The sequence below is a fragment of the Umezawaea tangerina genome (assembly GCF_003002815.1).
In the GTDB taxonomy this organism is placed as follows: domain Bacteria; phylum Actinomycetota; class Actinomycetes; order Mycobacteriales; family Pseudonocardiaceae; genus Umezawaea; species Umezawaea tangerina.
This window is the reverse complement of record NZ_PVTF01000010.1, coordinates 1-13,799: the sequence shown is the minus strand read 5'-3', so window position 1 is coordinate 13,799 and position 13,799 is coordinate 1. Positions and strand designations below refer to the sequence as shown.

The following is a 13,799-nucleotide window of genomic DNA, read 5'->3' as shown; positions in this document are numbered from 1 at the left end:
CAAAATGATCTGTCCGTGATCGCATGATCACGGACAGTCGGCCTTCGTCCGGGGCTGCCGAAACGGGCTGTTTCCGTTGGCTCAGGCCAACTGCACGAGTTCCAGGTAGTCAGCGGACCAGTGGTCCTCGGTTCCGTCGGGGAGAAGGATCACCCGCTCGGGCTCAAGCGCCTCGACCGCGCCGGGGTCGTGGGTGACCAGGACGACGGCGCCCTGGTAGCGGCGCAGCGCGTCGAGCACCTGCTCGCGGCTGGCCGGGTCGAGGTTGTTCGTGGGCTCGTCGAGCAGCAGCACGTTCGCCGCGCTCGACACGAGGCCCGCGAGGGCCAACCGGGTCTTCTCGCCACCCGAAAGGGTGCCCGCGGGCTGGTCGAGCTGCTCGCCGCTGAACAGGAACGTGCCCAGCAGCTGCCTGAGCTGCTGCTCCTGGGTGTCCGGGGCGGCGTGCCGGATGTTCTCCCACACGCTGGCGCCGTGGTCGAGGGTCTCGTGCTCCTGCGCGAAGTAGCCGACCTTCAGGCCGTGGCCGGGGATCAGCGAGCCCGCGTCGGGCCGTTCCATCTGGCCGAGCAGGCGCAGCAGGGTCGTCTTGCCCGCGCCGTTCAGGCCGAGGATCACGACGCGCGAGCCCTTGTCGATGGCGAGGTCGACGCCGGTGAAGATCTCCAGCGACCCGTAGGACTTGCTCAGCCCCTCCGCCATCAGCGGGGTCTTGCCGCAGGTCGCGGGCTCCGGGAAGCGGATCTTCGCGACCTTGTCCGCCACGCGGGTCTCGTCCAGGCCGGCGAGCATCTTCTCGGCGCGCTTGGCCATGTTCTGCGCGGCGACGGCCTTCGTGGCCTTGGCGCGCATCTTGTCGGCCTGCGCCATGAGGACGCCTGCCTTCTTCTCGGCGTTCGCGCGTTCGCGGCGGCGGCGCTTCTCGTCCGCGGCACGGGCTTCGAGGTACTTCTTCCAGCCCATGTTGTACAGGTCGACCTCGCCGCGGGTGGCGTCGAGGAACCAGACCTTGTTCACCACGTCGTCGAGCAGGTCCACGTCGTGGCTGATCACGACCAGGCCGCCCTCGTGCGACTTGAGGAAGCCGCGCAGCCAGGAGATCGAGTCGGCGTCGAGGTGGTTCGTGGGCTCGTCGATCAGCAGGATCGTGCTGGACTTCGCGCCCACACCCGCCTCGGAGGCGGCGAACAGGATGCGCGCCAGCTCGACGCGGCGGCGCTGGCCACCGGACAGCGTGCTCAGCGGCTGCGCCAGGATCCGGTCCGCCAGACCGAGGTTCGCGCAGATCCGGGCCGCCTCGCTCTCGGCGGCGTACCCGCCCAGCGCGGAGAACCGGTCCTCCAGCTTGCCGTAGCGGTCGACCGCCTTGTCCAGCTGCTTGGGGTCGACCAGCTCCGCCATCGCGGACTGCGTCTTCTCCATGTCCCGCAGGATCTGGTCCAGGCCGCGCGCCGACAGCACGCGGTCCTTCGCGATCACCGAGAGGTCGCCTTCGCGCGGGTCCTGCGGCAGGTAGCCGAGCTCACCGGTGCGCCGCACGTCGCCGCCGTAGGGCAGACCCTCGCCCGCGAGCACCCGCAACGAGGTCGTCTTGCCCGCGCCGTTGCGGCCGACCAGACCGATGCGGTCGCCCGGCTGCACGCGGAGGTTGGCCTCCGACAACAGGATGCGCGAACCCGCGCGCAGCTCGATGTTGGTAGCTGTGATCACAGCGGAACTCCAGGTGGATGTGGCCATGCGGAAATGAGGGGTCGGCGGAGGAACACGCGCTGGACCTACTCGATCAGGATGACCACGCCACCAGTCTACGGGCTGAGCGCGACCGCATTCGCCACATGTGGGCACCGGCATAGATTCAGGCGCATGACGGAGACGTTCGCAGGGAAGACCGCGCTGGTCACGGGCGCGAGCAGGGGAATCGGACTCGGGATCGCGCGGGAGCTGCTGACGCGCGGGGCGTCGGTGGTGATCACCGGGCGCAAGGCCGACGCGGTGCGGGAAGCCGGACTGGGGCTCGTGGAGGAGCTGTCCGTGCCCGCCGACCGGGTGCTCGCGGTGGCGAGCAACGCCGGGAGGGACGAGGACCGGGCGGCGGCGGTGGAGGCGGTGCTGGAGAGGTTCGGGCGGTTGGACGTCCTGGTCAACAACGCCGGCATCAACCCGGTCTACGGGTCGCTGGTGGACGCCGACCTGGGAGCCGTGCGGAAGATCTTCGACGTGAACGTGGTGGCGGCGCTGGGATTCGTGCAGCTGGCGCGGAAGGGGTGGATGGCGGAGAACGGCGGGGCGGTGGTGAACATCGCGTCGGCGGGCGGGATCCGGTCCACGGGGGGTGATCGCGGCGTACGGGGCGAGCAAGGCGGCGTTGATCCGGCTGACGGAGGAGCTGGCCTGGCAGCTGGGGCCGAAGGTGAGGGTGAACGCGGTGGCGCCCGCGGTGGTGAAGACGCGGTTCGCGGAGGCGTTGTACATGGGGAGGGAGGAAGAGGCCGCTGGGCAGTACCCGATGAAGAGGTTGGGGGTGCCGGGGGATGTGGCGAAGGTGGTGGCGTTCCTGGCTTCGGAGGAGGCGGGGTGGGTTACCGGGGAGACGGTGAGGGTGGATGGGGGGTTGTTGGCGACGGGGACGTTGGGGTGAGTGGGGTTTAGGGAAGGGAGGACTCGGCTCTCGGCCCTCTCAACGCGCGAAGCCCGGCCCCCGGCGCGCGATTGTCTCAATGCCCCATCTTCGTTGTCAAGACGATGAAGCTGTCTTGACAACGAAGATGGGGCAGGAGGGCGCTGTGGATCGGGGGCAGAGGGGAAGTCCGGCTTCGCCAGCATCAGGCTGCGCCTGACCAAGCATCGGGCTCCGCCCGACAAGGCATCCTCGGCTGCGCCATTAGACAGGGCATCCGCGCTTCGCAGCGGTCCAGGCATCGGCTGGCGCCGACAAGGCCCCAGGCGCTCCGCGCCGGATGCGCGCTGGCGGGCTGCGCCCAAGTGCGTGTTGGCGTGCTCGCTTCGCGTCGGATGCGGGGTGGTGGCTGTGTTGGTTTGTCTGGCGTTAAAGGGTTACGCGTAGGGAGGTCAGGCGCCAGTTGCCGGGGTCGGGGGCGCGGTCTTCGGTTGGGGTGGCTAGGGCGAGGTTGGGGTAGTGGTGCCATAGGGACGACAGGGCGGTTTCGGTTTGGATTTTTGCGAGGGAGGCGCCTAGGCAGAAGTGGGGGCCGTGGCCGAAGCCGAGGTGGGTTTGGCTGGTGGGGCGGGTGATGTCGAAGGTGTTCGGGTCGTCGTGGGTGCGGGGGTCGCGGTTGGTGGAGGCGACGATGGCGGAGATGGCGTCGCCCTTGGGGATGCGGGTGCCGTGGAGGTCGACGTCTTCTGTGGCGTAGCGGGGGATGGAGAGGAGGGCGGGGCCGCAGAAGCGGATGACCTCGTCGACCGCGCGGGGGAGCAGGGAGGGGTCGGCCTGGAGTGCGGTTAGTTGGTCGGGGTGGGTGTGGAGGACCTGAACGGCGTTGGGGATGAGGTTGGCGGGGGTTTGGCCGGCCAGGACCAGGTGCCAGACGAGGGTGATGAGTTCGGTTTCGGTGAGGCGGTCGTCGTCCTCGTCGCGGAGGCGGATGAGGTCCGACAGCAGGTCGTCGGTGGGGGTGGTGCGACGGGTTTCGACGGCGGACTTGGCGCCGGCCATGATGGCGGGGATGGCGTCGGCGAAGCCCTGGCCGTGGCCGGCGGCGATGTTGGCGGCGTGGGTGCGCCAGGCGGGGCGGTCCTCGGTCGGGATGCCGACCAGTTCGCAGATGACGTCGACGGGGACGAGCCAGGCGAAGTGGCGGAGGAGGTCGACGGAGCCGTTCTCGACGTGCGCGGGCAGGTCGTCCAACAGGGCGTCGACGATGGGCTCGACGCGTGAGCGGAACCGGGCCGCGCGGCGGGCGGTGAAGGCCGGGGAGACGAGCCTGCGCAGGCGGGCGTGCTCGGGGCCGTCCATCTCGGACATGGTGCGCATGTACCGCAGGCAGTGCTCGGGGATGCCCTGCGGGCGGGAGAAGCTGTTCGCGTTGATCACGAACCTGGGGTCGCCGAGCATCGCCTTGGCGTCCTCGTACCTGGTCAGCGCCCACAGCGGGGCCATGCCGGGGATGGCGATCCTGGCCAGGGGCGCGACCTCCCTGACCTTCCCGTAGGTGGTGAACGGGTCGCGGACGACCTCGGGGTCGGTGAGGTCGATCTCGGGGACGGTGGTCATGGGTTCTCCCGGTGGACGACGTGGCTCATTTCAGATGATGCGAACATCTGGATGATGAGAGTATCCGTAACCGGGGCGTGCGGCGAACACCGGGGTGGCCCGGTGGGGTTACCTGGTCGTGGTGGGGCTGGTGCCGGCTGCCGGGGAGGTCTCGACGGGGGCGACGGGGACGTCCGAGGTCGCGGGGGGCTCCGCGCCGGGCGGGGTCGTGTTCACCGGGTGTTCCTGCTCGACGGGCGTGGTCGTGGAGGGTGTGGTCTCCGACGTCCGGCCGGGCACGGCGGGTGGTGACACCTCCGGGGTCGTGGGCACCGTCAGCGGTGCCGACGTCCCGATCGACGGCCCCGCGGGGTCCACCGGGCCGACCGGCGGCGAGCCCGGCCTGATCACGAGCACCACCAGGGCGGCCGCCACGACCGCGGTCGTGCCGACGCCGCTGGCGACGACGGCGACCGTCCGGCGGCGCCTGCGGACGGCCTCGCCGCTGCGGATGACGTCGTCCGCGGTGAGCGCGCGCACCGGCATGGGTGCCGCGTGCAGCTTCTCGAAGGTGCGCTTCAGGTCGTCATCACCCACGGCGAGACACCTCCTGCCACAAGTCGGCGTACTGGGGTCCGAGGCGCTGGCGGAGCGTCGCCAGGCCACGGGCGCTCTGGCTCTTGACCGTCCCGGTGCTGCACCCGAGCGCCGAGGCGGTCTCCTCGACACCCAGGTCGTGCCAGAAGCGCAGCACGAGCACAGCACGTTGCCGCGCGCCCAGCACCGACATCGCCTGCCACACGACGAGCCGGTCCTCGACCTGCTCACCACCACCCGGCATCTCGGGGGGCGCGTCCGTCAGCTTCTCCCGCCGCCACCGCAGGCGCCTGCGCTCGGCGAGGAACGTGCGCACGACGATCTTGCGGGTGTAGGCGGCCAGGCCCTCCCGGTCGGCCAGCTTGGGGCCCGCCAGGTAGAGCTTGAGGAACGCCGCTTGCACCACGTCCTCGGCCTCGTGCCAGTTGCCGCACAGCAGGTAGGCCGTGAAGCGCATGGAGTCGGCGCTGCGGTCGAAGTGCCGGGTGAACTCGGCGTTCCAGGTCGAATCGATCACGCGTGGGGTGCTCTCCGCTCAGAGCCGGGTGGTCGGAGGCGTCGTCACCGCCTGCTCGGGCGGCGGTGACGACGCGGCCGCCGTGGACGACGGTAACCGAACCGGTGGCTAGTTCGAGGCGGGCGTCGTCTCGACCGGGGGCGCGGGGGTGGTGGCCGCCGGACTGGTCTCGACCGGGGCCGCCGGGGTCGTCCGGATCGGGGCGGCGGGGCTCGTCTGGACCGGAGCGGCCGCCGGACTGGTCTCGACGGGGGCGCCGGGACTGGTCTCGACCGGGGCCGCGGGGGTGGTCGTCGCCGGGCTCGTCTCCACGGGTGCGGCGGGCGACGTGGTCACCGGGCTGGTCGCGACCGGGGAGGTGGCGATCGGCGTGGTCGGCACCGGTGACGTGACCTGCGGCGCGGTGCTGCCGCTGTTGGCGGCCAGGGCGATGGTCGGGACGGCGATGCCGAGCCCACCGAGCACCACGGCACCGGCCACCACAACGAGTCGTTTGCGCACTTGCTGCTCCTAGGTGTGTCGGGACGGCCGTTCGCCGCCCTCACCCCTATCCATGCGATGGGCCGGAGTCCCGGTTGCACCGACTTCCACCGACTTCTCCGGTCGCCGTCAGACCGGTCGCCGGACGACGACCTCGACGGCGCGGGCACGTCGCGCGGCCTCGTCGAGGACGGCCCGGCGCGGCTCGGCGACGTCGAGCACCCGCTCCCCCGCCTTGGCGAACACCCCGGCCAGCGCCCGGTCGGCCCGCAGCACGTCCAGCGCCTGCCGGTCACCGCCCAGCACGACGGCGGCCAGCTCGTCCACCCTCGGCGCCAGCACCCGGACGGCGTCGGCGGCGGCCGCGCGCAGCGCCACCCGCGCCTGGCCGTCGCGGCGGCGCGCGAACCGCTGCTGCGACCACCCGCCCGCCTTGTTGCGCCCGTGCACCTGGCGGCTGTCGGTGGTGGACACCTCCACCACGCCGTCCACGGCGATCCCGACGCTGTGGCCGCCCAGCCGCACCAGGAGCAGTCCGACGCGCCGGGGCACGAGCGCGTGCGCGACCAGTCCGTCCAGCGCCGCTCCCGACCACTCCCCCACGTCGGCCAGCGGCCCGAACGGCACGTCCACCTCGGCCCGCGTCCCGTCGGCCGCCTCGACCCGCACGTGCTCGGCCGCGGCCACCGTGCGCGTGATGCCGCCGTGGCGTCCGGCGAACCGGTCGAACCAGCCCGCCAGCCGTTCGGGCTCGACCTCGACGGCCAGCCCGCCGCCGGGCACCGCCCTGGTCCGGCTCACGGACCGCAGCACATCAGGCGCATGGGCCCGATCATGTCCCCTACGCGGGGGCGACGGCCACCCACACCGGCAGCGGATGTCCGCTCTCCCCCGGCGAGAGGCGCTGCACGGCGCCGAAGCCCGCGATCGCGAACTGCTCGGCCATCTGCTCGGGGGTGAGCACGCGGTGCCGGGTCGCGACCGAGGACGCGATCTGCCAGGCGCCCAGCGCGCGCTCCAGCTGGACGACCTCCAGCTCGTAGGACTCGCCGTCGTTGGACCAGTCCCACAGCTGCACGGTCACCTGGCGGCTCTCGCCGCGGCCGAGCACCTTCGGGGGCGCGGTGATCGGGCGGAGCCTGCTCAGCCGGTCGAGCTCGGGCACCGCGGCCACCAGGAGGCCGCCGGGCCGAAGGCACTTCCGGGCCAGCAGGAAGGCCTGGCCCAGCGCGTTCTCGTGGGCCAGGCGGGGAACCAGGTCGTCGCTCGCGCGCACCACGTCCACCACCCGCCCGTAGGGCTGGCGCGAGATGTCGATGAGGTCGATGACGCGGTGCTCACCAGGGCCGAGCACCGCCCGCGCGACCTCGACGAGCACGTCGTCCGGTTCGCCTTGTCCGGGGACGTAATCCTGGCCAGCGGTCACCGGGGACACAGTAGAGCCACCCGATCGGGGGTCGCCAGCACGGTGGCCGATCGGTGGTGGCCCGGAGCGGGTGGGCGCCGGACCACCACGACGGCACAACCGGCACCGAAGGGGCTTGTACCGCGCATCCGGTGCCTCATGCACAATGTTACCGGCGGGTTCACACTGGGCGAAGGACCGGCGATCACCACTTGACAGATAGGTGTCATCGGTTCGAACGTGTAACCCGTACGGACCAACCATTGACTCCATCCGGTCGCCACCAACACTCAACGTTGGCGGGTAGGGTCACTTGGGCGTGATCTAATGACAGCGGGGAGTCACCATGACCAACGCTGCCGGTCGACCTACTCTGTCTGTCGAAGACATCGATTCGACGGGCCACGGCAGTCTGGCGCAGCTCCTGACCACGGGACCGTTTCCCGAGGCCCTGAGAGCCGCGATCAAAGCGAGTCGGCTCAGCCTGGACCGCATCCAGCACCGGCTGGGTCTGCGCGGTGTCACGATCAGCGTCGCGACGCTCAGCTACTGGCAGTCGGGCCGACGCCGCCCCGAACGACCCGAGTCGCTGGAGGCGCTCCGGCACCTCGAGTCCGTCCTGGGTGTTCCGCAGGCGGGCCTGTCGGCCCTGCTCGGGCCACCCCGTCCACGCGGGCGGCGATGCCGTCCCACCACGATGATGCCCATCGACGCCCTCTGGGCGCGCCGTGACCGGGTCGCCGACCTGCTCACCAAGGTGGACACGACGTCCGACGTCAAGCTCGGGCGGATCAGCCAGCACGACCGCATCGAGATCGCCGCCGACGGCGGTCAGCGCTCCATCTGGGTCCGGCAGATCCTGCGCGCCGAGCAGGACGGCCCGGACCGCTGGGCGCTGGTGTTCGAGACCGAGGAGTCCGACGTGCTGCCGGAGGTCGCGAACCTCCGCAACTGCCACCTGGGCCGGGTCGCCGAGGACACCGACGCCAACATCATGGTCGCCGAGATGATGTTCGACCGCCCGCTGGCCAGGGGCGAGACCATCATCATGGAGTACGAACTGGTCTTCCCCGACGGGCACTACCCCGCGGGCAACAACTCCTTCGCGCGCAAGTTCCGGCTTCCCGTGCGCGAGTACGTGATCGAGGTCCGGTTCGACCAGTCGAACCTGCCCGCGCGCTGCCAGCAGTACAGCCTGCCCGCCGGTGACGAGACGCCGTCGCGTCGCCGCAACCTCACCCTGGACAACGCGGGCGGTGTGCACGCCGTGGCGCTGGGCTTCGGTCCCGGCGTGTTCGGCGTCCGCTGGGAATGGCCCAAGTAGACGAACAGCCGAGAAGGGCCCCCGCCACCGTGGCGGGGGCCCTTCTCGTTGGTGCGGGACCTGGTGCGGGGTGCCCCGCGGCACCGGGCCGCGGGGCACCTCCGACCAGTGGTTACACGTAACCCGCGAGGTGCAGCGACACGGCCCGCACGGAGCCGACGTCGGTGCCCGCGGTGTCGGTCACCTTGAACGTCCAGGTGCCGTCCGCCGAACCGGCGATCAGCGAGCCCAGCGTCGACGAAGCGGGCTTCCAGGAACCGGTGAACGGCGCGAGCGCCGAGGTCACCGTGCTGAAGGAAGCGGCCGCGGCGTCGTCGAAGACGACCTTGCACAGGTTGTTGCCCGCCGCGCCGGAACGCGAGAACAGCGTGGCGGTGGCGCCCGACGGGGAGGTCAGGGTGCCGACCAGGTCGCCGACGAAGGTGTGGTCGATGCCGACCGTGGTGGCCGCGTCGGCGGTCGTGCACGTGTCGCCGTCGATCGAGAACGTCACCTTCGACGCCCGGCCGATGCCGGTCACCGGGATCTGGATGGACGCGCCGACGGTGCTGTTGTCCGGGATCGCGACCGGGGCACCGGTGTAGGCGAAGTTCTTGACGTCGCGGGACGGTTCGCCGACGCCCAGCTGGAACGAGCCGGTCGTGGGCGAGGTGGAGCCCGCGAACGTGACCTTCGCGTCCAGCTTGACCTGGTCACCGGGCACGAACGTGCCGGGGATGGTCACCTTGAACGTGTTGGTGACGGTCTGGCCGACCTCGATGTTGCCGTAGGACTTGGACCTCGGCGCGATCGTCACGCCCGCGGTGGGCGTGGTCAGGACGACGCTGGTGGACGCCGCCGTGCCGTCACCGGTGTTGGTCACCGGCAGCGTCACCGTGGACGTCGTACCCGGCTTCAGGTACTGGCTGCCGTCGGAGTCGTTGACGATGGTCGGCTTCTGCGCGGTGGCGAGGGCCTGCGGGCTCGCACCGGTGTAGGACAGCGCGCTGTCGGCCAGCACGACGCCGACGCCGGAGCGGTTGTCGGTGCCGGGCTCGGCGATGTCGATCGCCGTCGCCGTGAGGGCTTCCTTGACCTCGTCCGGGGTGAGCGTCGGGTTGCCCGACAGGATCAGACCCGCGATCGCGGCGGCGTTCGGCGCGGCGGCCGACGTGCCGAAGAACGGGTTGAAGCCGGACACGCTCGTGGTCACGCCGTCGGCCGCGGTGATGTCCGGCTTCTGCCGGGTCTCGGTCAACGGGGTGCCGTCGGCCTTGAAGAACACCTTGCGCGGGCCGTCGGAGGTGAAGCGCTCGAGCTTGGACGCGGAGGTGAAGGTGCCGGGGTACGGACCCTTCGGGTTCGCCGGGTCACCGGGCTCGAGGTCGAAGGGCAGCGCACCGGCGGCCGGGGCCGCGGCGACGCTGATGGCGCCGTTCGCGGCGGAGTGGCCGCGGGTCACGCCGGGGGTGACGAACTTCTTCAGGCCGTCGGCGGAGTCCTTGAAGCGGCCGCCCAGCGCGGAGAGCGCGATGTAGCGGTCCTCGCCGCGGAACTTGACGACGGACAGGCGCAGACCACCGGTGGTGGTGTTGACCCGCTCGTACGGGTCCTGCGTGCCTTCCTGCGGGTTCTGGCTGAACGCCACGACCGCGCCCTGCGCGTTGGTCAGGTAGAGGTCGTAGTCGTTGGAGGACTGGCCCAGCGGGTCGTTCCAGAAGAGCGTGACCGGCACGCCGCCCGAGTTCGCCGACAGCGGGTTGAAGACCTGCTTGGCGTTGGGGTTCGGGTCGAAGTCGTGCGCGGTGCCGGCGAAGCGGCCGATGCCGACGCCGGAGTCGACGAAGTTGCCCTCCCAGTGACCGGAGGTGCCTTCCGCGACGTTGCCCTCGTTGCCCGCGGAGGAGAAGTACAGCGCGCCGTCGGCGTGCACCGCGTCGACAGCGCGCGCGATGATGCCGTCCTGGAACGGGGACTCGTTGAAGTAGAGGACGTCGTCGACGATGACGTCGCAGCCCAGCTGGAAGCGCAGGGCCTTGATGTTGTCGGCGAAGCTGGCGTCGCCGTTGAACGCGGTGGCGAAGCCGAGCGCCGCGTTCGGGGCGAGGTCGTGGAGGATCTCCAGCATCGCCGTGCCCTCGTCACCCGAGCCCGCCTGGCCGGTGAGCACGTCGACAGCGGGCAGCTCGCCCGCGGCCTGCGAGGTCGCCAGCGAGCTCACGCCGTCGGACAGGGCGCAGAGCTTCACGCCGGTGCCGGTGACGTGGAACTGGCCGCGCGCGGTGTCGGCCGCGTGGGCGCGGTCGCTCTCGGCGGTCTTCGTCGCCTGGACCGTGATGAGCGCCTCGCGGGTCTTGGCCTCGATCTGCTTGGCCTTGGCCTCCTTGGACAGCTCCGCGCGGGGCTTCTTCGTCTTGGTGACGTCGGACGGCTCGATGTGCGCGGTGATCGCGCCCACGGCCGCTTCGACCTTCTTGACGTCGTCGCGACCGGCGATGGCGCCGATCGAGGCGAGCGGGACCTGCGCCCGCACCGTGCCGCCGTCGACGGAGAACGAGCGGATGCCACCCCCGCCGCCGCGGATGGCGTTCAGCAGCTCGTCGCCGACCTTCTCGGCCCGGATGTCGACCAGGACGGTGTCACCGCTCTGGACCTCGACACCGGTCTTCAGGTCCGGGAGCTTGGACGCGGTGCTGACCGACGAGCGCTTGCGCTGCTCGACGACCAGTGCGCTGTCCACTTTGGACTCGGCTTTGGTGAGGGACTTCTTGATGTCCTGCAAAGCGGAGATCTGCTTCGCAGTCGTGTCCGAGACGTCCTTGCCCGGCTTGGCCGGAGCGGCCGTCACCGGGGTGATGGAACCCAGTGTCGCCAGCAACATCGCCGTTCCGGCGGCGACCAGTGATTTTCTTCGTGAACGGTGCAGCGGTGAGCGCACGGGCGTCTCCCCCGGGTTTGAGCGTGCCCCGACGCACGCGACCTTGGAGCCGGATCGAACCGGCCGCGCCAACGTATTGTGCTCGGCTGAACACCGTCAGCGTCCGTTTGGAGGACGTCTCATCAGGCGGGGCACCAAGAGTTGACCGTTCACAAAGCATTTGTTCTCGATGGACAGCTGTCCACACGCCCGAATGGGGGCACGTCCGCGCGCGAGTGGCCTCAAAGGACGAAGGCGTCCGTCCACAACTGACCCGTGCGTCCGGACAAAGCGTCCAAAAGGGCTGCGGCCTGGTTGTCCGTCAGGGATGCGACGAAGTCCACCACCGCGCGGCCGCGGGCGAGTCCGCGCACGGCGTCGGCGCCGGTCGGTGCCTCACCGGTCGCTCCGATCAGCGCCGTGGGGTCGGTGCGGGCCAGCACGGCGTACTCGGTCTCGGCCAGTTCCACCAGGTCGTGCAGCCTGCGGGGCAGCCGGTCGGACTCGTGCCGGTCGGTGACCCACTGCTCCAGCGCCTCGACCAGTGCGGTGATGAGCCGGGCCTGACCGCGCTGGTGCAGGGCGAGATCGGGGCGCAGCAAGACGAATCGCCGGTGCACGAACTTGAGCACCTGCACCTCGTGCCACTGCGCGACGGCCAGCACCACGTGACCCGACCGCGTGGTCGGCTCCTCCAGCACCCCGACCGCGTCGACCAGCCTGCGGGTCCAGCGGGCGGAGAACCCGGCGACGGCCTGTTCGGCCTCGACCGACCCGTCGAAGGGCACGGCCAGCAGCCCGTCCACCAGTTCCGCCCTGACCTTGAGCACGGCCGCGGTGAACGCGTCGTCGTCGACCGCCCACGAGTCCTTCGCGTGCAGGCGGCGGCGGAGCAGCTCCAGCGACCGACCGGGTCGCCGCTGCTGTGCGATGAGGTCCGCCCTCGACAGGCCCGCCAGTTCCAGGCCGTCGATGAGCCACGTTCCCAGTTCCGCGGCGACGGTCGCGTGCTGGAGCACGCCGACGCGGTGGAAGTCCTCCAGGTCGTGGATCGCGTAGGCGATGTCGTCCGCCGTGTCCATGACCGACGCCTCGACCGTCTGCTGCCAGCTCTCGACCCGCCCTTCGTAGGGGGCGCGGGCCTGCACCAGGTCTTCGAGCTCGGTCACGTACGCCGAGAACTTCACCGCACCCGTGCCCGGCGCGTCCGACGGTTCGGCCGCACCCCTCGGCGGTGCCACCTGGTCCTTGGGGTGCGGCTTCGGGTGCGACAGCCGGGTCCACGGGTACTTCAGCATCGCCGCCCGCACCGCCACCGTCAGGTCCAGCCCCAGCCCGCCGGGTCCGCGCACGTCCGTCGTCGTGATGATCCGGAACGACTGCGCGTTCCCCTCGAACCCGTCCGCCAGCCCCAGCCGGTGCCGCGCGATCCGGTCCAGCACCTGTTCACCGAGGTGCCCGAACGGCGGGTGCCCCAGGTCGTGGGCGAGCGACGCGGCCTCCACCACGTCCGGGTCGCAACCACCGAGCTTGTCCAGCACCCCCACCAGCTCCGGCCGCGCGCAGAGCCGTTCGGCGATCGCCCGCGCCGCCTGCGCCACCTTCAGGCTGTGGGTCAACCGGTTGTGCACCAACAACCCGGACCCGGTCGAACTGACGACCTGCGTCACCCCGCCCAACCGCGCGAAGAACGGCGAGCTCGCCACCCGATCCCGATCGACCCGGTACGGACTAGACGCCAGATCCGCCGCCGCACTACCCGTCCCTCCCGATCGCCGGGCCGTCCGCGGGTCGAGGTGTTCACGCTCCATGCCGAAACGGTAGACGACCCCACCCCCACCCCTCCCCCGACACCCAGCCCCAGAAAACTGTCGTACCCCTTGAGTACCTTGGGTTTCGGGGGGCCTTCACGACCAGGGGACCTCTGATCCACTCCGCCCGACCCACCAAAACTGTCGGACCCCCTGAGTAAGTTGTGAATCGGGGGGTCCTCACCACCAGGCGACCCCCGCCCCAGCCTGCCAACACCCCCCGAAACGCAAAAAATCCTCAGGGGGAGCACCAGTTCTGGTGCTCCCCCTGAGGGAATAATTGTCCCGCGGTGACCTACTCTCCCACACCGTCACCAGTGCAGTACCATCGGCGCAGGAGGGCTTAACTACCGGGTTCGGAATGGGACCGGGTGTTTCCCCTCCGCCATGACCGCGGAAACACTATGAAATTACCAACCCGTAGACACCCGAGTCTCCACCCCATACAAGGTGGACCCAGGTGGTCCGGTTCGGTTCTTTCAGAACCGCACAGTGGATGCGTAGCGTCTTCGTAAACAAGTCCTCGGCCTATTAGTACCGGTCAACTCCACCCATT

The 13,799-nt window shown here is 70.5% G+C and carries 10 protein-coding genes, 1 rRNA gene and 1 pseudogene; 2 read left to right on the top strand and 10 right to left on the bottom strand.

Translation table 11 applies throughout. The features are described 5' to 3' along the window. Window positions 1-81: 81 nt before the first annotated feature. Entirely contained in the window at window positions 82-1,710 is a 1,629-nt protein-coding gene (locus CLV43_RS30685) for an ABC-F family ATP-binding cassette domain-containing protein (RefSeq protein WP_106191475.1), read from the bottom strand. A 153-nt stretch (window positions 1,711-1,863) separates the two neighbouring features. Between CLV43_RS30685 and CLV43_RS30680 the strand changes: the two are divergent. After that, window positions 1,864-2,638 (top strand): annotated as a pseudogene (locus tag CLV43_RS30680) (SDR family oxidoreductase). A gap of 408 nt (window positions 2,639-3,046) precedes the next feature. Here CLV43_RS30680 and CLV43_RS30675 read toward each other — a convergent pair. The 6 genes from CLV43_RS30675 to CLV43_RS30650 all read right to left on the bottom strand — a co-directional run bounded on the left by CLV43_RS30675 (window position 3,047) and on the right by CLV43_RS30650 (window position 7,233). Then, window positions 3,047-4,234: a cytochrome P450 gene (locus CLV43_RS30675; RefSeq protein ID WP_106191474.1), complete on the bottom strand. Its 1,188-nt coding sequence runs from the start codon at window positions 4,232-4,234 to the stop codon at window positions 3,047-3,049. A 108-nt stretch (window positions 4,235-4,342) separates the two neighbouring features. Beyond that, window positions 4,343-4,810 carry a hypothetical protein gene (locus CLV43_RS30670; RefSeq protein ID WP_106191472.1) on the bottom strand — a complete coding sequence of 156 codons (468 nt, stop codon included), beginning with the start codon at window positions 4,808-4,810 and terminating at the stop codon, window positions 4,343-4,345. Beyond that, a complete protein-coding gene (locus tag CLV43_RS30665; protein ID WP_106191911.1) occupies window positions 4,803-5,267 on the bottom strand; it encodes a SigE family RNA polymerase sigma factor in 465 nt (154 codons plus the stop codon). The genes CLV43_RS30670 and CLV43_RS30665 overlap by 8 nt, the downstream gene beginning before the upstream one ends. Before the next feature lie 168 nt (window positions 5,268-5,435). Continuing rightward, window positions 5,436-5,828, bottom strand: a complete 393-nt coding sequence (locus CLV43_RS50150) for a hypothetical protein (RefSeq protein ID WP_211304633.1) — start codon at window positions 5,826-5,828, stop codon at window positions 5,436-5,438. Between the two features lie 108 nt (window positions 5,829-5,936). Further along, window positions 5,937-6,608: an acVLRF1 family peptidyl-tRNA hydrolase gene (locus CLV43_RS30655; RefSeq protein ID WP_106191909.1), complete on the bottom strand. Its 672-nt coding sequence runs from the start codon at window positions 6,606-6,608 to the stop codon at window positions 5,937-5,939. Between the two features lie 40 nt (window positions 6,609-6,648). Then, window positions 6,649-7,233 carry a hypothetical protein gene (locus CLV43_RS30650; RefSeq protein ID WP_106191471.1) on the bottom strand — a complete coding sequence of 195 codons (585 nt, stop codon included), beginning with the start codon at window positions 7,231-7,233 and terminating at the stop codon, window positions 6,649-6,651. A gap of 679 nt (window positions 7,234-7,912) precedes the next feature. Between CLV43_RS30650 and CLV43_RS49555 the strand changes: the two genes are divergently transcribed. Continuing rightward, on the top strand, window positions 7,913-8,536 hold the full coding sequence (locus CLV43_RS49555; RefSeq protein WP_245887108.1) for a hypothetical protein: 624 nt from the start codon (window positions 7,913-7,915) through the stop codon (window positions 8,534-8,536). A gap of 112 nt (window positions 8,537-8,648) precedes the next feature. Here the strand turns inward: CLV43_RS49555 and CLV43_RS30640 are convergent, their stop codons facing one another. The 3 genes from CLV43_RS30640 to rrf all read right to left on the bottom strand — a co-directional run bounded on the left by CLV43_RS30640 (window position 8,649) and on the right by rrf (window position 13,642). Further along, window positions 8,649-11,396 carry a S8 family serine peptidase gene (locus tag CLV43_RS30640; protein WP_106191467.1) on the bottom strand — a complete coding sequence of 916 codons (2,748 nt, stop codon included), beginning with the start codon at window positions 11,394-11,396 and terminating at the stop codon, window positions 8,649-8,651. A 278-nt stretch (window positions 11,397-11,674) separates the two neighbouring features. Next, window positions 11,675-13,243 carry a deoxyguanosinetriphosphate triphosphohydrolase family protein gene (locus CLV43_RS30635; RefSeq protein WP_106191466.1) on the bottom strand — a complete coding sequence of 523 codons (1,569 nt, stop codon included), beginning with the start codon at window positions 13,241-13,243 and terminating at the stop codon, window positions 11,675-11,677. Between the two features lie 282 nt (window positions 13,244-13,525). After that, a 5S ribosomal RNA gene (rrf, locus tag CLV43_RS30630) occupies window positions 13,526-13,642 on the bottom strand. Window positions 13,643-13,799: the final 157 nt, after the last annotated feature.